This window comes from Pseudomonas sp. B6(2017) (assembly GCF_002112765.1).
Taxonomy (GTDB): domain Bacteria; phylum Pseudomonadota; class Gammaproteobacteria; order Pseudomonadales; family Pseudomonadaceae; genus Aquipseudomonas; species Aquipseudomonas piscis.
Map to the genome: position 1 here is coordinate 158,920 of NZ_NEIQ01000013.1, position 19,910 is coordinate 178,829.

The 19,910-nt window shown below is 65.7% G+C and carries 18 protein-coding genes; 4 read left to right on the forward strand and 14 right to left on the reverse strand.

The window, feature by feature from the left end:
* Nucleotides 1-16: 16 nt before the first annotated feature.
* Nucleotides 17-934: a sugar kinase gene (locus CAG11_RS22260; protein WP_085597967.1), complete on the forward strand. Its 918-nt coding sequence runs from the start codon at nt 17-19 to the stop codon at nt 932-934.
* A gap of 106 nt (nt 935-1,040) precedes the next feature.
* Here the strand turns inward: CAG11_RS22260 and CAG11_RS22265 are convergent, their stop codons facing one another.
* The 13 genes from CAG11_RS22265 to CAG11_RS34150 form a co-directional block, all read right to left on the reverse strand.
* Entirely contained in the window at nt 1,041-1,316 is a 276-nt protein-coding gene (locus CAG11_RS22265) for a peptidylprolyl isomerase (RefSeq protein WP_011061856.1), read from the reverse strand.
* A gap of 39 nt (nt 1,317-1,355) precedes the next feature.
* Nucleotides 1,356-3,908 carry a PAS domain-containing sensor histidine kinase gene (locus CAG11_RS22270; RefSeq protein ID WP_085597968.1) on the reverse strand — a complete coding sequence of 851 codons (2,553 nt, stop codon included), beginning with the start codon at nt 3,906-3,908 and terminating at the stop codon, nt 1,356-1,358.
* A 179-nt stretch (nt 3,909-4,087) separates the two neighbouring features.
* Nucleotides 4,088-6,043 carry an acetoacetate--CoA ligase gene (locus CAG11_RS22275; protein WP_085597969.1) on the reverse strand — a complete coding sequence of 652 codons (1,956 nt, stop codon included), beginning with the start codon at nt 6,041-6,043 and terminating at the stop codon, nt 4,088-4,090.
* A gap of 71 nt (nt 6,044-6,114) precedes the next feature.
* Nucleotides 6,115-6,888, reverse strand: coding sequence for a 3-hydroxybutyrate dehydrogenase (hbdH, locus tag CAG11_RS22280; RefSeq protein ID WP_085597970.1), 774 nt, complete (start codon nt 6,886-6,888; stop codon nt 6,115-6,117).
* Between the two features lie 7 nt (nt 6,889-6,895).
* Entirely contained in the window at nt 6,896-8,287 is a 1,392-nt protein-coding gene (locus CAG11_RS22285) for a GntP family permease (protein ID WP_085597971.1), read from the reverse strand.
* 285 nt (nt 8,288-8,572) lie between these two features.
* Complete coding sequence (locus CAG11_RS22290) at nt 8,573-9,991, reverse strand: sigma-54-dependent Fis family transcriptional regulator (protein WP_085597972.1); 1,419 nt, start codon at nt 9,989-9,991, stop codon at nt 8,573-8,575.
* A gap of 166 nt (nt 9,992-10,157) precedes the next feature.
* A complete protein-coding gene (locus tag CAG11_RS22295; RefSeq protein ID WP_085597973.1) occupies nt 10,158-11,732 on the reverse strand; it encodes an ABC transporter ATP-binding protein in 1,575 nt (524 codons plus the stop codon).
* Between the two features lie 14 nt (nt 11,733-11,746).
* Nucleotides 11,747-12,769 (reverse strand): ABC transporter permease, encoded by a 1,023-nt coding sequence (locus CAG11_RS22300; RefSeq protein ID WP_085597974.1) that lies wholly within the window; start codon nt 12,767-12,769, stop codon nt 11,747-11,749.
* On the reverse strand, nt 12,769-13,830 hold the full coding sequence (locus tag CAG11_RS22305; protein WP_022639340.1) for a microcin C ABC transporter permease YejB: 1,062 nt from the start codon (nt 13,828-13,830) through the stop codon (nt 12,769-12,771). Before CAG11_RS22305 ends, CAG11_RS22300 begins: the two co-directional genes overlap by 1 nt.
* The gene (locus CAG11_RS22310) at nt 13,830-15,692 is read right to left on the reverse strand and encodes an extracellular solute-binding protein (protein ID WP_085597975.1); all 1,863 of its coding nucleotides are present in this window, start codon (nt 15,690-15,692) and stop codon (nt 13,830-13,832) included. The genes CAG11_RS22305 and CAG11_RS22310 overlap by 1 nt, the downstream gene beginning before the upstream one ends.
* 153 nt (nt 15,693-15,845) lie before the next feature.
* On the reverse strand, nt 15,846-16,127 hold the full coding sequence (locus CAG11_RS22315; protein ID WP_022639338.1) for a peptidylprolyl isomerase: 282 nt from the start codon (nt 16,125-16,127) through the stop codon (nt 15,846-15,848).
* Between the two features lie 117 nt (nt 16,128-16,244).
* Nucleotides 16,245-17,324, reverse strand: a complete 1,080-nt coding sequence (locus CAG11_RS22320; RefSeq protein ID WP_085597976.1) for a 3-deoxy-7-phosphoheptulonate synthase — start codon at nt 17,322-17,324, stop codon at nt 16,245-16,247.
* 344 nt (nt 17,325-17,668) lie between these two features.
* Nucleotides 17,669-17,800 carry a hypothetical protein gene (locus tag CAG11_RS34150; RefSeq protein ID WP_256578678.1) on the reverse strand — a complete coding sequence of 44 codons (132 nt, stop codon included), beginning with the start codon at nt 17,798-17,800 and terminating at the stop codon, nt 17,669-17,671.
* Nucleotides 17,801-17,970: 170 nt separating this feature from the next.
* Here CAG11_RS34150 and CAG11_RS22325 point away from each other — a divergent pair, with 170 nt between their 5' ends.
* Together CAG11_RS22325 and CAG11_RS22330 are read left to right on the forward strand one after the other, a co-directional pair.
* Complete coding sequence (locus CAG11_RS22325; RefSeq protein WP_085597977.1) at nt 17,971-18,726, forward strand: carbon-nitrogen hydrolase family protein; 756 nt, start codon at nt 17,971-17,973, stop codon at nt 18,724-18,726.
* Nucleotides 18,723-19,187 (forward strand): GNAT family N-acetyltransferase, encoded by a 465-nt coding sequence (locus tag CAG11_RS22330; protein WP_143494729.1) that lies wholly within the window; start codon nt 18,723-18,725, stop codon nt 19,185-19,187. Before CAG11_RS22325 ends, CAG11_RS22330 begins: the two co-directional genes overlap by 4 nt.
* 12 nt (nt 19,188-19,199) lie before the next feature.
* Here the strand turns inward: CAG11_RS22330 and CAG11_RS22335 are convergent, their stop codons facing one another.
* Nucleotides 19,200-19,430: a DNA-binding protein gene (locus tag CAG11_RS22335; protein WP_085597978.1), complete on the reverse strand. Its 231-nt coding sequence runs from the start codon at nt 19,428-19,430 to the stop codon at nt 19,200-19,202.
* A gap of 82 nt (nt 19,431-19,512) precedes the next feature.
* Here CAG11_RS22335 and CAG11_RS22340 point away from each other — a divergent pair, with 82 nt between their 5' ends.
* Nucleotides 19,513-19,878 carry a helix-turn-helix domain-containing protein gene (locus CAG11_RS22340; protein WP_085598043.1) on the forward strand — a complete coding sequence of 122 codons (366 nt, stop codon included), beginning with the start codon at nt 19,513-19,515 and terminating at the stop codon, nt 19,876-19,878.
* Nucleotides 19,879-19,910 lie beyond the last annotated feature (32 nt).

Here is a 19,910-nt window from a genome sequence, read left to right on the forward strand (position 1 = left end):
CAGAGATGCCCTCATCATGAACACCGCCAACCTGCGCATCGCCCTGATCGGCGAATGCATGATCGAACTGCAACACCGCGCCGACGGCAGCCTGCAGCAGAGCTTTGGCGGTGACACTCTCAACAGCGCCGTATACCTGGCCCGCGAGCTGGGCGAGGACGCCCGGGTCGACTACGTCACCGCCCTGGGCGACGACAGCTTCAGCGATGCCATGTGCCAGGCCTGGGCTGCCGAGGGGATCGGCCTGGACAAGGTCCAGCGCCTGCCCGGGCGCTTGCCGGGGCTGTATTGCATCCAGACCGATGAGCGTGGCGAGCGGCGCTTTTTGTACTGGCGCAACGAGGCGGCGGTGCGTGATTGCTTCACCACTCCGGCGGCCGGGGCGATCCTTGCGCAGTTGCGCGATTACGACGTGCTGTATTTCAGCGGCATCACCCTGGCGGTACTGGGCGAGGCAGGTCGTGCCCGGCTGCTGGAGCTGTTGCCCGAGGCCCGCCGGCATGGGGCCCGGGTGGTGTTCGACAACAACTACCGGCCCAGGCTCTGGGCATCCGTGGAACAGGCGCGGCAGGCCTACCAGCAGGTGCTGGAGCAGGTCGACCTGGCGCTGCTGACCCTGGATGACGAACAGGCGCTGTTCGGCCATGCCGATGCTGAAGCGGTGCTGGCGGCCTATCCGGGGCTGGCCGAAGTGGTGGTCAAGTGCGGCGCCCAGCCGTGCTGGGTGCGTTGTGGCGAGGGCCTGTGCCAGGTAGCGGCGCAGCGGGTGGAAAAGGTGGTGGATACCACGGCGGCGGGGGATTCGTTCAGCGCCGCCTACCTGGCCGCGCGTTTGTCGGGCCAGGAGCCGGTGTCAGCCGCCGAAGCCGGGCATCGCCTGGCGGCACGGGTGATCCAGTATCCAGGTGCCCTGATCCCTCGCCACTCGGTGTAGCCGCTGCTGCAGGCTGCGTACGGGCCGCAGGGCCGGGGCGCTCTTGAAGGCGCTGAAGGCCTTGCGGGCCTTGGCGCAGCCTCGCGGGTTCGGCAGCGGCTAGCGGTCAGTCGCGGAAGAACACTTGCACCAGGTGGTAGCCGAACTTGCTCTTGATCGGGCCGTGCACGGTGCGCAGGGGTTTCTTGAAAATCACCTGGTCGATGGCGCCGACCATCTGTCCCGGGCGCACTTCGCCCAGGTCGCCGCCGCGCTTGCCGGAGGGGCAGGTGGAGTATTTCTTGGCCAGCACGTCGAAGGCTTCGCCCTTGGCGATGCGCTGCTTGAGCTGTTCGGCTTCTTCGGCGGTTTTCACCAGGATATGGCGGGCTTGGGCTTTCATGGGCGGGTGACCTTGTAGCGGGAATACGGCGGCCGCGGATTATGCCTGAATTCCATCTTCGCGACCGATCATCTGACGAATCTTCTGCGCCAGTTCCTCGATGGAAAACGGCTTGGCCATCAAGTCCATGCCCGGTTCCAGGAAACCCTGGCGCTCGGCGGCCTTTTCCGCGTAGCCGGTCATGAACAGCACCTTGAGCCCCGGGCGATGCTGGCGGGCGATCTCCGCCAGTTGCCGGCCGTTCATCCCCGGCAGGCCGACATCGGTCACCAAGAGGTCGACCCGCATGGGCGACTCCAGGAAGGGCAGGGCACTGCGGGCGTCCTCGGCCTCGAAGGCGCGGTAGCCCAGTTCGCTCAGCACATCGAGCACCAGCATGCGCACCGCCGGATCATCCTCGACCACCACCACGCATTCCCCGGCGATGGCCTGGGGCGGCTCGCCCAGGGTCCCGGATTCGGCGTGCTCCAGGGGCGCGGCATACAGGCGCGGCAGGTACAGGCGCACGCAGGTGCCGTGGTCCGGTTCGCTGTTGATGGTCACGTGGCCGCCGGACTGCTGGGCGAAACCATAGATCATCGACAGGCCCAGGCCCGTGCCCTGGCCGATGGGCTTGGTGGTGAAGAACGGATCGAAGGCCTTGGCCAGGATCCGCGGGCTCATGCCCGCGCCGTTGTCACTGACGCCGAGCATGACGTAGTCGCCGGCCTTGACCGGTTCCAGGGTGCTGATGTCGCTGCCGTCCAGGTAGCTGTTGGCGGTCTCGATCAGCAGCCGGCCGCCACCGGGCATGGCGTCGCGGGCGTTGATCACCAGGTTGAGCAGGGCGTTTTCCAACTGGCTGGCGTCGGTGCTCACCGGCCAGATGCCGTCGGCCAGTTGCAGCTGCAACTCGATGTGCTCGCCCTTGGTGTGGTTGAACAGGTCCTGCAGCGAACGCACCAGCTGGTTGGGGTCCAGGGGCCGGCGATCCAGGGACTGGCGACGGGAGAAGGCCAGCAGGCGATGGGTCAGGGACGCGGCGCGCTTGGCCGAGGACATGGCGGCCTCGGTGAAGCGGCCGATCTCGCTGCTGCGGCCGTTGTCGATGTAGCGCTGCATCAGGTCCAGGCTGCCGATGATGCCGGTGAGCATGTTGTTGAAGTCGTGGGCGATGCCGCCCGTGAGCTGGCCCACGGCCTCCATCTTCTGTGCATGGCGCAGGGCGTCTTCGGCGCGCTCGCGCTCGAACATCTCGTTTTGCAGGCGCTGGTTGGCCGTGGCCAGGGCCTCGGTACGGCGATTGACCCGTTCTTCCAGGGTTTCGTTGAGGTTGCGCAGGGCTTCCTCGGTCTGCCGGCGCTCGGTCTCGTCGTAGACGAAGATATAGAAACCGTTGACTGCCCCATCGGCGCCGTGGCGTGGCAGGAAGCGGGTCAAGGCGTGGCGCGCTCGGCCGTCGCGATGGGGCGAGTCGGCCTCGAAGCTGCACGGTTTGCCCGCCAGGGCGGCGGCGATCTGCTCGGCGCGGGTGGCATAGACCTCTTCGCCCACCACTTCGCGGATGGTCTTGCCGTACAGCTCCTGGGGCGTGAAGCCGTACCAGTCCAGGTAGGCGCTGTTGTTCAGGCGAAAGCGTTCCTCGTGGTCGACGTAGCCGATCAGCGCCGGCATGGCGTTGATGATCAACTGCAGCTCGGTCTGGCCCTGGCGCAGCGCCTGCTCCATCTGCTTGCGTTCGGTGAGGTCCAGGGCGGCGCCGAGAAAACGCGTCGGCCGACCGTGGTGATCCTTGTAGCAGCGGCCCCGGGCGAAAACCCAGCGCACCTGGCCGTCGGCCAGTTGCAGGCGGTATTCCTCGGCGTATTCGCTGCCGTGGGTGATGCAGTGCTTGATGCTGCGGGCCACCATGCCCCGGTCCTCGGGATGCACGCCCTTGAGGTACTCGCTGATGGGCAACTGCCGCGAACGTTGCGGATCGACGCTGTGCAGTTGGGCGAAATGCGCATCGGCGATGAAGCGATCCTCGCCGATATCCCAGTCCCAGGTGCCCACCGCGTCGGTGGCGGCCAGGGCCAGTTGCAGGCGTTCCTCGGTCTCGTGCTGGGCGCGCAGGCTGTCGTCGGAGCGCTGCTTGAGCTCCAGGGCGATGCGCCGGCGCTCGTTGGTCTCGATGGCGGTGACCAGGATCCCGGCCACGGCGCCGTGTTCGTTGCGGATCGGGCTGTAGGTCAGGTCCAGCCAGACGTCATGGGCCGTGCCGTTGGTGCGCTGCAGGTTGAAACGCTGCTCGCTGAAGCTGCGTACCTGGCCGTTGAGCACGGCGCGGTAGATCGGGTCGGTGAAGTCCTTCAGCTCTGGCCAGGTCAGGTGCGCTGGCAAGCCGAAGGCCTTGGGGTGCTTGTTGCCGGCCAGCAGGGCGAAACCGTCGTTGTAGATCTGCGTCAGCTCTTCGCCCCAGAGCAGCAGCATCGGCATGGGGGAATGGATCACGATGTCCACCGCGGTACGCAGGCTCTGCGGCCATTGCCGGGAGTCGCCCAGGGCCGTGGTCGTCCAGTCCAGGCGGGCAATCAGGGTGGCGGCTTCGCTGCCGTGGTGGGAACCATTCATATCGGGGGAGTCCTGGGTGCAGCGGTATTGCGCAATGACCGACAGCCTGTGAAGTCGTGCTGCCTATGCAAACGGATGGAGTGTAGGCGGTTCTGGCATGGTTATTTTCACCCGCTTTGGCGCTGGATGACCAGCGCCGGGTATCGCGCAGCGCCCGCAGGAGCGGTCGGCGGGGTGTATCAGCTGCGCAGTTCCTCGCGGTCGCGGAACTGTTCCAGGGCCTCGGGGTTGGCCAGGGCGTCGGTATTCTTCACCGGCAGGCCGTGGACCACGTTGCGCACCGCGAGCTCGACGATCTTGCCGCTGATGGTCCGGGGGATGTCGGTCACCGCAAGGATCCTGGCGGGTACATGGCGTGGCGTGGTGTTGCTGCGGATCACCTGGCGGATGCGCTCGCGCAGGGCGTCGTCCAGGACCACGCCCTCTTGCAGGCGCACGAACAGCACCACCCGTACGTCATGCTCCCAGCTCTGGCCGATGGCCAGGCTCTCCAGCACTTGCTCGAGCTTCTCCACCTGGCGGTAGATCTCCGCAGTGCCGATGCGTACGCCGCCGGGGTTGAGCACCGCATCCGAACGCCCGTGGATCAGCCAGCCGCCATCGGCCAGTTGTTCGGCATAGTCGCCCTGGGCCCAGACCCCGGGAAACAGCTTGAAGTAGGAGTCGCGCAACCGGCTCTGGTCCGGGTCGTTCCACAACCCCACCGGAATGCTCGGAAAGTGCCGGGTGCAGACCAGTTCGCCTTTCTCGCCGAGTACCGGCTGGCCCTGGTCGTTCCAGACTTCGATGGCCATGCCCAGGCCCTTGCCCTGCATCTCGCCACGGTGCACCGCTTGCACCGGATTGCCGGCGACGAAGCAGGCGACGATATCGGTGCCGCCGGACATCGAGGCCAGGCACAGGTCGGCCTTGATCTCTCGATACACGTAGTCGTAGCTCTGGGGCGACAGCGGCGAGCCAGTGCACAGCAGGGTCTTGAGGGTGTCGAGGCGGTGGCTCAGGCGTGGCCGGCTACCGGCTTTCTCCAGGGCGGCCAGGTACTTGGGGCTGGTGCCGAAGGCGTTGATCGCCTCGCTGTCGATCAGGTCGACCAGGCGCTCGTTATGGGGGTGGAACGGCGAGCCGTCGTAGAGCACCAGGCTGGCGCCGGTGGCCAGGGTCGAGACCAGCCAGTTCCACATCATCCAGCCGCAGGTGGTGTAGTAGAACAGCCGCTGGCCGGGGCCGAGGTCGGCGTGCAGGCCGTGTTCCTTGAGGTGCTGCAACAGCACCCCGCCGGTGCCATGGACGATGCACTTGGGCACCCCGGTGGTGCCGCTGGAGTAGAGGATGTACAGCGGGTGGGCGAAGGGCACCGCGACGAACACGGGGTCGCCGCCGCTGTGGTAGAAGTCCTGCCAGAGGCTGACCCGGGCCTGGGTCCGGTAGTCTTCGGCGCGGGCCTGGGGGCGGGTGCCGGGCACGATCAGCAGTTGTTCCAGGGAGGGCAGGCGCTGGAGGATCTGGTCGATCTTTTCCCCCTGGTCCACATCCTTGCCGGCGTAGCGGTAGCCGGCACAGGTGATCAGCACCTTGGGCTCGATCTGGCCGAAACGGTCGATCACGCCCTGGGTGCCGAAGTCCGGCGAGCAACTGGACCACACCGCACCCAGGCTGGTGGTGGCGAGCATGCCCACCAGGGTCTGCCAGGTATTGGGCATGCAGGCCGCCACCCGGTCGCCCAGGCCGACACCGATGGCCCGCAGGCTGGCTTGCAGGCCGGCGACCTGGGCCGCCAGCTCGGCGTAGGTCAGTTGCTGGCGCTGGCCGTCTTCGGCGATCGCCACCACCGCCACACTGTCGTCGCGGCGCTTGAGCAGGTGTTCGGCGAAGTTCAGGGTAGCCCCGGGAAACCACTGGGCGCTGGGCATCTGTGGCCCTTCGCGCAGCACGCATTCGGCGCCTTGGTGGAAGCTGACCTCGAAGAAGTCGACGATGGCCTGCCAGAAGGCTTCGCGCTGGTCGATGCTCCACTGATGCAGGCCGGGGTAGTCGCCGATGTCCAGGCCGTGGCGCTGGTTCACGAAGCGGCGGAAGGCGTCGATGCGCGTCTTGCCAATGCGCTCGGCGCTGGGTTGCCAGAGTATTTCGGACATGCAAGGGCTCTCTTGTTGTTCTTCTGATCTGCTGTTGCTGGCGACTCACCGCTTACAGCTTGTCGCTACCGTTATTGCGCCAGCCAGCCGCCATCGATGTTCCAGGCCGCGCCGCGGACCTGGGCTGCGGCATCACTGCACAAAAATAGCACCAGCTCGCCCAGCTGCGCCGGGGTGACGAATTCCAGGGAGGGCTGTTTTTCCGCCAGCAGGTCGTGGCGCGCCTGTTGCGGGTCGATGCCGCTGGCCGCGCGGTCGTCGATCTGCTTCTGCACCAGCGGGGTCAGCACCCAACCCGGGCAGATGGCGTTGCAGGTGACGTTGCTGGCGGCGGTCTCCAGGCCCACCACCTTGGTCAGGCCGATCACTCCGTGCTTGGCCGCGACATAGGCGGCCTTGCCCACCGACCCCACCTGGCCGTGCACCGAGGCGACGTTGACGATCCGCCCCCAGCCCTTGGCGCGCATGCCCGGCAGCCCCAGGCGGGTGCTGTGGAACACCGCCGACAGGTTGATGGCGATGATCGCGTCCCAGCGTTCCACCGGGAACTCCTCGACGGTGGCCACGTGCTGGATGCCGGCGTTGTTCACCAGGATGTCGACGCCACCGAATTCGCGTTCGGCATAGGCGAACATCTCGGCGATCTGCGCCGGGTCGCTGACGTCCGCCGGGTGGTGGCCGACCTTGACCCCCAGTTGCTTCAGCTCGGCGATGACGGGTGAGGCGTCACCGAAGCCATTGAGGATCAGGTTGGCCCCGGCCCGGGCCAGGACCTGGGCGATGCCCAGGCCGATACCGCTGGTGGAGCCGGTGACCAGGGCGGTCTTGCCAGAAAGAGTGGTCATGAATACCTCACACGATGCCAGTGGCGTAGAAAGTGGCGATGACGACGAAGACCGCCAGGGTCTTGATCAGGGTAATGCAGAAAATGTCCTTGTAGGCCTCGCGATGGGTCAACCCGGTGACCGCCAGCAGGGTGATCACCGCGCCGTTGTGGGGCAGGGTGTCCATGCCGCCGCTGGCCATGGCGGCCACCCGGTGCAGCACTTCCAGGGGAATGTTGGCGGCGTGGGCTGCGCTGATGAAGGTCTCGGACATGGCCGCCAGGGCGATGCTCATGCCGCCCGAGGCGGAGCCGGTGATACCGGCTAGCAGGGTCACGGTGATGGCCTCGTTGACCAGCGGGTTGGGGATGCTCTTGAGCCAGTCGGCCAGTACCAGGAACCCCGGCAGGGAAGCTATCACTGCGCCGAAGCCATACTCCGAGGCCGTGTTCATGGCCGCCAGCAAGGCGCCGCCGACCGCGCTCTTGCTGCCTTCGGCGAGCTTGCTGCGAATGGCACCGAAGCCACATGCCAGCACCATCAGGATGCCCACCAGCAAGGCGGCCTGCACCGCCCAGATGGCGGTGAGCTTGGCGATCTCGGTGGTCACCGGCGCCGCCATGCCCGGCAGGGCCAGGCTGTGGGTCTTGCCATACCACTGCGGGATCCAGTGGGTGAACAGCAGGTTCATGACCCCTACCAGCAACAGCGGCGACAGGGCCACCCAGGGGTTGGGCAGCTTGAGGTCAGCGGCGGTCTCCGGTTCGTTGCGCAGGTCGCTGCCGTAGCCTTCACCGGCCTTTTGCGCCTTGCTGCGCTGGCGTTGGAGGAACAGCATGCCGGCGCAGAACACGAACAGGGTGCCGATCAGCCCCAGCCAGGGCGCGGCCCAGGCGGTGGTGTTGAAGAAGGTGCTGGGGATGATGTTCTGGATCTGCGGGGTGCCGGGCAGGGCGTCCATGGTGAAAGAGAACGCTCCCAGGGCGATGGTCGCCGGGATCAGGCGCTTGGGGATGTCGCTCTGGCGGAACATCTCGGCGGCGAACGGGTAGACCGCGAACACCACCACGAACAACGACACGCCGCCGTAGGTCAGCAGGGCGCAGACCAGCACGATCACCAGCATCGCCTGGCGGGTGCCCAGCAGACGGATGGCGGCGGCGACGATGGAGCGGGAGAACCCCGACAGCTCGATCAGCTTGCCGAACACCGCGCCCAGCAGGAACACCGGGAAATACAGCTTGATGAAACCCACCATCTTTTCCATGAACACCCCGGTGAAGGCAGGCGCCACGGCGGATGGGTCGGTGAGCAGGACGGCGCCGAGGGCGGCGATGGGGGCAAAGAGGATGACGCTGTAGCCTCGGTAGGCGGCCAGCATCAGCAGCGCCAGGGCTGCCAGGGCAATGATCACACTCATGGTGTGTCTCTCCAGGATTGTTCTTGTTGTGGGTACTACGTGTGGAGAGGGGCTATAGCGAGTTTTGTGCCATTTTTACAAGTTGTTGAAATATAAGGAGTTTTTATATTTATTAAGTGGCGGCAAGGAACTTTGTCTCTGTTTGGAGACTTTTCTCGGGCCTGAGGGTGCTATCGCGGGCAAGCCTCGCTCCTACAAAAGCCACGCACGTCTCTGTAAGGATGGGTCTTGCCCGCGATCAGCGCGAAGCGCTGGCTATTTCTCCAAATGGAGATATTTATCTCTCTATTGAGACTCGGCGATGCCCAGGGCTGCCATTTTCTTGTACAGCGTCGAGCGGCCCAGGCCGAGGCGCCGGGCCGCCTGGTCCACTTTGCCGGCGCATTGCGCCAGGGTCGCCTCGATCAACTGACGGTCGAAACGCTCGCGCGCCGCGGCAAAGGTTTCATGGGGCAACGCCTCGGTGGACGCGGCGAGGGCCGCGCGCGGCAACGCACTGAAGTTGCCGATGGCCGCGCGGATATCCCCGGCACCGAGCAGCAAGTCGTCGTTGAGCAAGGCCGCGCGTTCCAGCACATTGCGCAGTTCGCGGATGTTCCCCGGCCAGGCGTGCTGGCCCAGCAGCGCCAGGGCCTCGGGTGTCAGCTCGTGCTGGCTGCGCAGTTCTTCCAGGATGCCTTCGCTCAGCGCCGGCAGGTCGTCCAGGCGCTCGCGCAGGGCCGGCACCTGGATCGGCAACACATTGAGGCGGTAATACAGGTCGGCGCGGAACTCGCCGCGCTTGATCGCCGCCTCCAGGTCGGTGGAGGTGGCGGCAATGATCCGCACGTCGCTGTGGATCACCTCGTTGGAGCCCACCGGCTCGAACTCTTTTTCCTGCAGCACCCGCAGCAGCTTGCTCTGCAGGGGCAACGGCATGTCGCCGATTTCATCGAGGAACAGGCTGCCGCCCTGGGCGATCTGCAGCTTGCCGGCGCGCCCCTTGCGGTCGGCGCCGGTGAAGGCGCCGGGGGCGGTGCCGAAGAACTCCGCTTCCAGCAGGGCTTCGGGAATCGCCGCGCTGTTGATGCTGACAAAGGGCTTGTGCGCCCGTGGCGAGGCGGCGTGGATGGCCTGGGCCAGCAACTCCTTGCCGGTGCCGGTCTCGCCTTGCAGCAACACCGGCGACTCGGTGCTGGCGCCGCGCCGGGCCCGACGCTTGACCTCCAGGCTGGCGCTGCTGGTGCCGATGAAATGGGCGAAGTTGTACTTGGTCTGCCGGGCCCGCAGCAGCGAGCGGGTGGAGGCCAGTTCTTCCTGCATGCTCAGGTAGCGCTTGAGCATCGGCGAGAGGCTGCGCAGCTCGTCGTACAGGGCAAAGCCGATGGCGCCGATCACCAGGCCCGCGGTGTCGTGGATCGGCAGGCGCATCACTACCAGCGGTTCCTTGGGGGTGTCCTGCATGTCCAGCAGGATCGGCCGGCCGGTGCGCACCACTTCACGCAGCAGGCTACCGGGGATCACGCTCTCGCAGGGCTTGCCGATGGCGAACGCCGCCGACTCCAGGCCGAAGCGCCGGGCATAGCGCTCGTTCATCCAGACGATATTGGCGTCGCGGTCGACGATCACCGTGCCTTCGCTGGATTGCTCGATGATCTCGAACAGCGAGCGGATCGCCAGTTGGCGCACACGCTGGTAGTCCTTGAGGTTTTCGCTGTCGTTCATGGGTTGGGGTCCTGGGGCTGGCGGCGCCGATTATGCCGACAATCCCCTCCCGGGCGCGACCAGGGAAGGGGTGGCTGGAGATTGCCGGAAGGTCCTGCGGACCTTGGCGCAGCCTCCCGGGCTCGGCAGCGGCCATGAACGGGGAGGGCCGCAGATCACCGCAGGTTCAGCCGGGTTGCGCGGCGGCCAGCAGTTCCCGGGTGTAGGGGTGCTGCGGGGCTTCGAATACCTGGTGGCTGGCGCCGCTTTCCACTACCTGGCCGTCCTTGATCACGATCATGTCGTGGGCCAGGGCGCGGACCACCGCCAGGTCGTGGCTGATGAACAGGTAGGTCAGGCCGTACTTCTCCTGGAGCTGGCGCAACAGGGTCACCACTTGTTTCTGCACGGTGCGATCCAGGGCCGAAGTGGGTTCGTCCAGCAGGATCAGCGCCGGCTTGAGCACCAGGGCCCGGGCGATGGCGATGCGCTGGCGTTGGCCGCCGGAGAACTCGTGGGGATAGCGGTGGCGGCTGTCCGGGTCGAGGCCGACTTCCTCCAGGGCGCGGATCACCTGTTCCTCGCACTGGCGGGCATCGTACTGGCTATGCACCTCCAGGCCTTCGCTGATGATCTGCGCCACCGACATGCGCGGGCTGAGGCTGCCGAAGGGGTCCTGAAACACCACCTGCATCTGTTTGCGCCAGGGCCGCAGTTGTTTCTGGTTGAGGCCGTCCAGGGCCTGGCCCTGGAAGCGGATGCCGCCCTGGGAGTCCAGCAGCCGCAGGATCGCCTGGCCCAGGGTCGACTTGCCCGAGCCGGATTCGCCGACGATGCCCAGGGTCTTGCCCTGCTGCACGCGCAGGCTGATACCGTCCACGGCCCGCAGGTACTGCTTGCGCCTCAGCAAGCCGCCGCCGACCTGGAACTCGACGCAGAGGTTGTCCACCTCGAGCACGGTGTCGCGGGTGTCGCGGCGCAATGGCAAGCCCTCGGGCTCGGCGTGCAGCAGCTCGCGGCTATAGGGGTGCTGCGGAGCGTTGAACAGGGTGTCGCAGTCGGCCTGCTCGACGATTTCCCCGGCCTTCATCACGCACACGCGCTGGGCGATGCGCCGCACCAGGTTGAGGTCGTGGCTGATCAGCAGCAGCGACATGCCCAAGCGTTGCTGCAGGGATTTGAGCAACAACAGGATCTTGCGCTGCACGGTGACGTCCAGGGCGGTGGTGGGTTCGTCGGCGATCAGCAGCTCAGGTTCACAGGCCAGGGCCATGGCGATCATCACCCGTTGGCGCTGGCCGCCGGACAACTGGTGCGGGTAGGCCTTGAGCCGTTCACGGGGTTTCTGGATGCCCACCAGCTCCAGCAGTTCGAGGATGCGCGCCTGGGCCGCCTTGCCGCCCAGGCCGCGGTGCAGCAGCAGGGTTTCGCCGATCTGCTTCTCGATGCTGTGCAGCGGGTTCAGCGAGGTCATGGGCTCCTGGAAAATCATGGCGATGCGGTTGCCCCGCAGCTTTTGCAGGGTGGCGCTGTCGGCGCCGATCAGCTCCTGGCCGCGGTAGCGCACGCTGCCGCTATTGCTGCAGCCGGTCTGGGGCAGCAGTTGCAGGATCGAGTGGGCCGTCACCGATTTGCCCGAGCCGGACTCGCCCACCAGTGCCAGGCACTCGCCGGGACGGATGTCCAGGCACAGGTCGCGGACCGCCGGGCGGCCGCCGAAGGCCACATTGAGCTGGCGGATTTCGATCAGGTTTTCAGTCATTTCTACAGTCCGCTTCAAGATCGTGGATCAAAGGCATCGCGCAGCGCCTCGCCGATGAACACCAGCAGCGAGAGGATCAGCGCCAGGGCGAAGAACGCCGTCAGCCCCAGCCATGGCGCCTGCAGGTTCTGCTTGCCCTGGCCGATCAGCTCGCCCAGGGAGGCGCTGCCGGCGGGCATGCCGAAGCCGAGGAAGTCCAGGGCGGTGAGGGTCGAGATGGCGCCGGTGAGGATGAACGGCAGGTAGCTCAGGGTGGCGTTCATGGCGTTGGGCAGGATGTGCCGCAGGATCACCTTGCGATCGCCCAGGCCCAGGGCCCTGGCGGCCTTGACGTATTCCAGGTTGCGCCCACGCAGGAATTCGGCGCGTACCACGTCCACCAGGGCCAGCCAGGAGAACAGCGCCATGATCCCCAGCAGCCACCAGAAGTTGGGTTCGACGAAACCGGACAGGATGATCAAAAGGTACAGCACCGGTAGCCCCGACCAGACTTCCAGCAGGCGCTGGCCCAGGAGATCGACCCAGCCGCCGTAGTAGCCCTGCAGTGCGCCGGCGGCAATGCCGACCAGGGCACTGATGGCGGTCAGGGCCAGGGCGAACAGGATCGACACCCGGGCGCCGTAGATCACCCGCGCGAGGACGTCCCGGGCCTGGTCGTCGGTGCCCAGCCAGTTGGTCGCCGTGGGCGGGCTGGGGGCCGGTCGGATCAGGTCGTAGTTGGGCGTGTCTTCGCTGAAGGGGATGGGCGGGAACAGCAGCCAGCCGCCGTCCTTGCGAATCAGCTGCTGCACGTAGTCGCTGCGGTAGTCGGCCTGGAACGGCAGCTGGCCGCCGAACTCCTGCTCGGTGTAGCGCTTGAACACCGGGAAGTACAGCGAGCCCTGGTAGCTCAGTACCAGCGGCTTGTCGTTGGCGATCAGCTCGCCGCCCAGGGTCAGGACGAACAGGCCGATGAACAGCCAGAGCGACCACCAGCCCCGGCGGTTCTGCTTGAAACGGTCCAGGCGTCGGCGCGCCAGGGGGGAAAGCTTGAGCATCAGGCGTTCCTCGCGGCGAAGTCGATGCGCGGGTCGACCAGGGTGTAGCACAGGTCGCCGATGAGTTTTATCAAGAGCCCGAACAGGGTGAAGATGAACAGCGAGCCGAACACCACCGGATAGTCCCGGGAGACCGCGGCCTCGTAGCTCATGCGCCCCAGGCCATCGAGGGAGAAGATCACTTCGATCAGCAGGGAGCCGGCGAAGAACACGCTGATGAAGGCCTGGGGAATGCCCGAGACCACCAGCAGCATGGCGTTGCGAAACACATGGCCGTACAGCACCCGGCGTTCGCTCAGACCCTTGGCCCGGGCGGTGACCACGTACTGGCGGGTGATTTCGTTGAGGAAGCTGTTCTTGGTGAGGATGGTCAGGGTAGCGAAGCCGCCGATCACCAGGGAGCTGACCGGCAGCACCAGGTGCCAAAAGTAGTCGGCGATCTTGCCCAGGGTGCTCAGCTGGTCGAAGTCGTCCGAGACCAGGCCGCGTACCGGGAACCAGTTCAGCGAGGTGCCACCGGCGAACAGCACGATCAGGAACATGGCGAACAGGAAGGCCGGCATGGCGTAGCCGATGATGATCGCGGTGCTGCTCCAGACATCGAAGTGGCTGCCATGGCGCACCGCCTTGCGGATCCCCAGGGGGATCGACACCAGGTAGGTGATCAGGGTCGCCCACAGCCCCAGGGAAATGGTCACGGGCATCTTTTCCAGGATCAGGTCGGTGACCGTGGCACCACGAAAGAAGCTCTTGCCGAAGTCCAGTTGGGCGTAGTTCTTGAGCATCAGCCACAGGCGTTCATGGGCCGGCTTGTCGAAACCGTACTGTTTCTCGATGTCCTGGATCAGCTTGGGGTCCAGGCCGCGGCTGGCGCGCGAACCGCCACTGGTCATGGCATCGGCGGAGCCACCCACGCCACCGCCGCCAATGCCCTGCAAGCGGGCGATGGCCTGCTCAACCGGGCCGCCGGGAGCGGCCTGGACGATGACGAAGTTCACCAGAAGGATGATCAGCAGGGTGGGGATGATCAGCAGCAAGCGCCGCAGGATGTAGGCCGGCATCAGGGGCGCCCTCCGGGTTTGCCACGGCGCGCGAGTTCGGCGGCCATCTGGTCATTGGTCAGTGGGGTGGGGCTGACTTCCCACCAGGTTTCGATGGCTTCGTCGTTGCTGGCCGGCACCTTGGGCCTGCCGAAACGGTTCCACCAGACGGTGGAGGTGCCGGGTGGGTAGTAGTTGGCGATCCAGTAGTAGTTCCATTGCAGCACCCGGTCCAGGGCGTGGGCGTAGCGCAGCATTTGCGGCTGGCTGGTGGCCTTGACCAGGCCGTTGACCAGGGTGTCCACCGCCGGGTTCTTGAGCACCATGAGGTTGTTCGAGCCCGGGTCGTTGGCCGCGGCCGAACCGAAGTAGTTGTACAGCTCCAGCCCGGGCGAGGTGGTCACCGGGTAGCCGGTGACGATCATGTCGTAGTCGCGGGCCATCAGCCGATTGACGTACTGCGCGGAATCGATGCGGCGGATGTTCAGGGTGATGCCGATCTGGGCCAGGTTGCGCTTGTAGGGCAGCAACAGGCGCTCGATGGAGCCCTGGGTGATCAGGAAGGTGAACGCCAGGGGGGCGCCCTGGGCATTGACCAGCTTGTCGCCCTCGGGCTTCCAGCCTGCTTGTTCCAGCAGGGACAGGGCCTGCAGTTGCTTGTCGCGCAGTACGCCACTGCCGTCGGTCTTCGGTGCTTCGAACACCTGGGTGAAGACCTCGTCGGGAATCTGCCCGCGCAATGGCTCGAGGATCTTCAACTCCTCGGCGTCCGGCAGGCTGCGGGCCGCCAGCGGGGTGTTGGAGAAGAAGCTCTGCTGGCGGATGTACAGGTTGCGCATCATCTGCCGGTTGCTCCACTCGAAGTCCCAGAGCATGGCCAGGGCCTGGCGGGTGCGGCGGTCCTGGAACACCGGGCGGTCGAGGTTGAACACGTAGCCCTGGGCCGGTTGCGGTGCGGCTTGGGCCAGGTGGGCCTTCTGCAGGCGTCCGTCGTTCAGGGCCGGGCTGTCGTAGCCGATGGAGTAGCCGGTGGCGGAGAACTCGCGGTTGTAGTCGTAGGCCCCGCCGCGCAGCACTTGGCGGGCAACGTCGATGTCGCCGAAGTACTCGACGCTGAAATGGTCGAAGTTGTACAGGCCACGGCTGACCGGCAGGTCCTTGCCCCACCAGTCGGGGTTGCGGATGAAGGTGATGCTGTTGCCCGAGTCCACCTTGCCCACGCGGTAGGGGCCGCTGCCCAGTGGGGCTTCATAGCCGCCACCGCCGGCGAAGTCGCGACTCTTCCACCAGTGTTCGGGGAACACCGGCAGGGTCGCGATATCCAGGGGCAGGGTACGGTTCTCGTTGTTCTTGAAGTCGAAGCGGATCACCCGTGGCGACTCCACGGTGACGCCGCTGACATCGGCGAACTGGGTGCGATAACGCATGCTGCCCTGGGTCATCAGCAGGTCGTAGCTGTAGCGCACGTCTTCGGCGGTGATGGGGGTGTCGTCGGCGAAGCGCGCCTTGGGGTTGAGGTAGAAACGCAGCCACAGGCCGTCTTCGGCGCGCTCCATCTTCTCGGCCACCAGGCCGTAGACGGTATAGGGTTCGTCCAGGGAGCGCTGGGCCAGGGGGGCATACACCAGGCCATCCAGCTGGGACACGCCGATGCCCTTGTCGATGTAGGGCAGCACATGGTCGAAGCGGCCGATCTCGATGGCCGAGCGGCGCAGGGTCCCGCCTTTGGGGGCCAGGGGGTCGACGTAGTCGAAGTGGCTGAAACCCTGGGAATACTTGGCCGGTTCGCCATAGACGGTCATGGCGTGTCCGGGAGCGGCCTGGGCACTGGTGGCGCCCAACAACAGGGTGGTGAGCAGTACGGAGGGGAAAAGCAGTCGCATTGTCAGCCTTGCAAGCCGGGTGATCGATGACCACGATTTGTACGCTAGCCGCGCGTGACTGGCCAGCCGCATCCGTTGTCGCGCATCTTGGGGGCATAAAGGCAACGGCCCACCGAGTGGCGGGCCGTTGGGGCAGGCGTGATCGCCGGGCGGTCAGTCCTGGCGGCTGGTGACTTCCAGCAGGTGGTAGCCGAATTGGGTCTTCACCGGGCCCTGGACCACGTTGATCGGGGCGCTGAACACCACGGTATCGAATTCCTTGACCATCTGGCCCGGGCCGAAGGAGCCCAGGTTGCCGCCGTCACGGCTGGAAGGGCAGGTGGAGTTCTTCTTCGCTACGTCGGCGAAATCGGCGCCGGCTTCGATTTCGGCTTTGAGTTCGTTGCACTTGGCTTCGCTGGCAACCAGGATGTGACGGGCAGTGGCTTTGGCCATGGGAGTTGCTCCTTTCAAGAAAGTGGAGAGCCTACCGGATTCAGGTGGCCATTTCTTGTCAAAGTTCCTTCAAGCCGTTACCGCCACGACTGCCGGCGTGGCGGTAACGGCTGATGCTCAGGCGCTGGCCGCCAGTGCCCGCAGTCGCTGGGCGGCGTTGCCCAGCAGGTGCTCGGTGGTGTCCCAGCCCAGGCAGCCGTCGGTGATCGAGACGCCGTAGCGCAGGTTGCCGCTCAGCGGTTGGCAGCCTTCGAACAGGTGGCTTTCGAGCATCACCCCCATCAGCGAGGCGTCGCCTTGCAGGCGCTGCTCCAGCACCTCGTTGAACACTGCCGGCTGGCGCGCCGGGTCCTTGCCGCTGTTGGCGTGGCTGCAATCGACCATGATCCGTGCCGGGATCTTCAGCTTGTGCAGGTCGCGCTGGACCTGGGCCACGCTCTGGCGGTCGTAGTTCGGCCCGCGGTGGCCGCCGCGCAGCACCAGGTGGGTGTCGGGATTGCCCGCGGTCTGGATGATCGCCGGATGGCCCTGGCTGTCGACGCCGAAGTGGCGGTGCGGATGGGCCGCCGAGCGCATGGCGTCGCAGGCGATGGCGACGCCTCCGTCGGTGCCGTTCTTGAAGCCCACGGGGATCTCCAGGCCACTGGCCATTTCCCGGTGGATCTGCGATTCGGTGGTGCGTGCGCCGACGGCGACCCAGCTCAAGAGGTCGTCGAAGTAGCCGGCGGCCATGGGTTGCAGCAATTCGGTGGCGATCGGCAGGCCCAGGCGCAGCATCTCGCGCATCAGTTCCCGGGACAGGGCCAGGCCTCCGGCCATGTCATCGCTGCCGTCCAGGTGCGGGTCGTAGGCCAAGCCTTTCCAGCCGACGGTGGTACGGGGTTTTTCCACGTAGGCGCGCATCACCAGGAGCATCTGGTCGCTCACTTGCGCGGACAGCCGGGCCAGGTTGGCGGCATATTCCAGGGCCGATTGCGGATCGTGGATGGAGCAGGGGCCGACCACTACCAGAAGGCGTGGGTCCTGGCCTTGGAGGATGGCGCGGATGGCTTGGCGATGGGTGGCGACTTGCTGGCTCAGGGCCGTGGATAGCGGCAGGTGCTGCTTGAGTTCCAGGGAGCTGGGCAGGCGCTGGCTCAGGGGTTCGTTGGCGCTGGCTTGAGCGGACAGGGACAGAGCGGATACGGACGAGTTCATGTGCGGTCTTCCTGGGCGGGCGGCGGGTGATGTCCCGCGCGCGGCCCTACTGGGGTGTTCGACAATTGGCCGTACTGGCCATGAGTGTGCAATTGCCACCGGTAGGTGACCGATCGGAGGCGGCAGGCTGTCCCGAGCGGAGGCTGCTAAATCGCCAGGTGGAAAACATGTCGTAACGGTAATAGGTGGCGTAGTTCATAGTGCAATCCTCGGTAAGTTCGGTGTGTCGCAAAAATCGTGGTTGAAAATCCGGGCCCGGAAAAACAAAACCCCCGGTCGGGAGGCCGACCGGGGGTTGAGATTTCTCTGGTGGGCGACCCGTTTTTATGGGCGCCGGTTGGGTATCAGGCGCGCCAGTGGCTAAACCAATACCCAAAATAAAAGCTCGCCGCCGCGCTGCCATTGACCCAGGCAGCCGCAACCGAACGCAGTGCGCTGGCGGTGTGGCGATGCAGGGAAAGGGTCTGGGGCAGCATGGGGTTTCTCCGTGAAGTGCAGCGAGCTTACTAGAGGGCGGGCCGGCGATTCAATCAGTAATTTCCATGGCGCAGGCGGGGGCGCGACTATGGATCAATCCAATGGGGGTTGTGCGACACTCGCGGCGCCTGCCTGTTTACCTCCATCGTTGCCCGAAAAAGGACTGCCCGTGACCTTGTTGACCCTTGCCGCTGCCCAATCGGTATCCATTGCCGGAGACTTGCCGACCAACCTCGCCGGACATCAGCGCTTGATGCGACTGGCGGCGCAGCAGGGCGTGCAGTTGCTGGTGTTCCCCGAGCTGTCGCTGACCGGCTACGAGCCACAACTGGCGGCCGAGTTGGCCTTGGCTCCGGATTCGCCGGTATTGCAACCCCTGCGCGACCTGGCGCGGGAGCTGCAGATGACTACGGTGGTGGGGCTGCCGATTCGCCTGGTCGATGACGGACCGGTACTGATCGGTGCGCTGGTGCTGGGGGGCGATGGTTCGCTGGCGGTCTATAGCAAGCAGCATCTGCATCCCGGAGAGGAGCGCGCTTTTGCCGCGGGCAGTGGCGGCGCGCCCTTGGCATTTGCCGAGCACCAGGTTGCCCTGGCGGTTTGTGCGGACTTCAGCCATGCCAGCCATGTGCAGGCGGCTGCACATGCCGGGGCCGATGTCTATGCCGCCGGCGTGCTGATCAGCGAAGGCGGGTATGCCGTCGACGGCACGCTGTTGCAAGGGTATGCCCGGGAGCATGGACTGCTGGTGCTGATGGCCAATCATAGCGGGCCCAGTGGCGGTTGGACCTGCGCCGGGCGCAGTGCGGCCTGGGGCCCCCAGGGAGAACTGTTGGCAGCGGTGGACGGGGTCGGTGAGGCGTTGCTGCTGGTTCGAGGCGGTGCCGGGCAGTGGCAGGCCCAAGTGCTGCCGGTGGCTCGGTGAGCGACTTCGAACTGCGCCCGGCCCGGGAGGACGACCTGGCCTTCGCCCGGGAGCTGACCTGCTCCGGCATGCTGCGCTACTACATCCGTCATGACCTGCTGTGGCTCGACGACGCCTTCGACGTGGCCTGGGCCGGTCGCGAGAACCTGCTGATCTGCCAGGGGACTGAAGTGCTGGGTTTCGTCAGTCTGAGCCGCGACTCGCGGGCGCTCTACATCCGCGAGCTGCATGTGCTGCCGGCCAGGCGCGGGCAGGGCGCAGGGAGCTGGACCTTGCAGCAGGTACTAGAGATAGCGCGAAAGGAGCGCCGTGGCTTGTTGCGCTTGACGGTGTTCAAGGACAACCCGGCACAACGCCTGTATGAGCGAACGGGCCTTGAGGTAGTGGGAGCCGATGATTGCTTCTGGCGCATGGAGCGCTCTACCACTGCGGTTGGCGCTGCGCCAGGCAGAAAAGAATAGTAGGGGGGGGGCTCAGCCCAGTGCCGGATCCACTATCGGCACTTCGTCGAGGATAATGCCGTCCTTCATGCCCAGCAGCACCGCGACCTTGTGTGCTTCCCCTCGCTTGCCCTTCTTGCGGCCGGCCAATACCTGATAGGTAGTGGCCGGATCAACCCCATGTTCGCGCGCGAACTGTTGAACCGACTTTCCCTGGTGTTCCAGCCAGGCCTTGGCTTGTGCGGCAGTGCGTATACCGGGCATAGTTCAAAACCGTTCAATTTTGTTCAAAGCTTGAAGAGTATGACACCCCCTTGGGGTGTATCTGATGGGATCATACATCCAAATGAGTGGAATCGGTTCGCGGTTGAGGCAGGAGCGGGAACGCCTTGGACTGTCGCAAAAAGTTTTTGGTGAAATCGGCGGGGTGGAAGCCAACGCCCAGGGTAAATACGAGAGTGGGGATCGAGCACCCAAGGCAGATTATCTGTCGCGGGTGGCAGCCAGGGGAGTGGATGTGCTGTATGTGCTGACCGGCAGCCGGACGCCGGTCCAGGCCGGCAGGTTGAGCCGGACCGAGGAAAAGGTGCTTGACTGCTATCGGGCGCTGTTCAAGGGTGATCAGGATGCAATCTGTCGTCTGACTGCCACCCTGGCCGAGCTGTCGCAGGGCCAGGGCTCCAGGAAAAAAACCCAGCCCGCCGAGCCCTGAAGCCAGGGCCTGGCGGAGAGGCGGGCCGGGTG

Coding starts and splice junctions, on each gene's coding strand:
- CAG11_RS22335 (WP_085597978.1), bottom strand. CDS start 19,430: ATGCCCGGTATACGCACTGCCGCACAAGCCAAGGCCTGGCTGGAACAC.
- CAG11_RS22295 (WP_085597973.1), bottom strand. CDS start 11,732: ATGACTGAAAACCTGATCGAAATCCGCCAGCTCAATGTGGCCTTCGGC.
- CAG11_RS22290 (WP_085597972.1), bottom strand. CDS start 9,991: ATGAACGACAGCGAAAACCTCAAGGACTACCAGCGTGTGCGCCAACTG.
- CAG11_RS34150 (WP_256578678.1), bottom strand. CDS start 17,800: ATGCTGCCCCAGACCCTTTCCCTGCATCGCCACACCGCCAGCGCACTG.
- CAG11_RS22270 (WP_085597968.1), bottom strand. CDS start 3,908: ATGAATGGTTCCCACCACGGCAGCGAAGCCGCCACCCTGATTGCCCGC.
- CAG11_RS22320 (WP_085597976.1), bottom strand. CDS start 17,324: ATGAACTCGTCCGTATCCGCTCTGTCCCTGTCCGCTCAAGCCAGCGCC.
- CAG11_RS22305 (WP_022639340.1), bottom strand. CDS start 13,830: ATGCCGGCCTACATCCTGCGGCGCTTGCTGCTGATCATCCCCACCCTG.
- CAG11_RS22260 (WP_085597967.1), top strand. CDS start 17: ATGAACACCGCCAACCTGCGCATCGCCCTGATCGGCGAATGCATGATC.
- CAG11_RS22340 (WP_085598043.1), top strand. CDS start 19,513: ATGAGTGGAATCGGTTCGCGGTTGAGGCAGGAGCGGGAACGCCTTGGA.
- hbdH (WP_085597970.1), bottom strand. CDS start 6,888: ATGACCACTCTTTCTGGCAAGACCGCCCTGGTCACCGGCTCCACCAGC.
- CAG11_RS22275 (WP_085597969.1), bottom strand. CDS start 6,043: ATGTCCGAAATACTCTGGCAACCCAGCGCCGAGCGCATTGGCAAGACG.
- CAG11_RS22285 (WP_085597971.1), bottom strand. CDS start 8,287: ATGAGTGTGATCATTGCCCTGGCAGCCCTGGCGCTGCTGATGCTGGCC.
- CAG11_RS22265 (WP_011061856.1), bottom strand. CDS start 1,316: ATGAAAGCCCAAGCCCGCCATATCCTGGTGAAAACCGCCGAAGAAGCC.
- CAG11_RS22315 (WP_022639338.1), bottom strand. CDS start 16,127: ATGGCCAAAGCCACTGCCCGTCACATCCTGGTTGCCAGCGAAGCCAAG.
- CAG11_RS22310 (WP_085597975.1), bottom strand. CDS start 15,692: ATGCGACTGCTTTTCCCCTCCGTACTGCTCACCACCCTGTTGTTGGGC.
- CAG11_RS22300 (WP_085597974.1), bottom strand. CDS start 12,769: ATGCTCAAGCTTTCCCCCCTGGCGCGCCGACGCCTGGACCGTTTCAAG.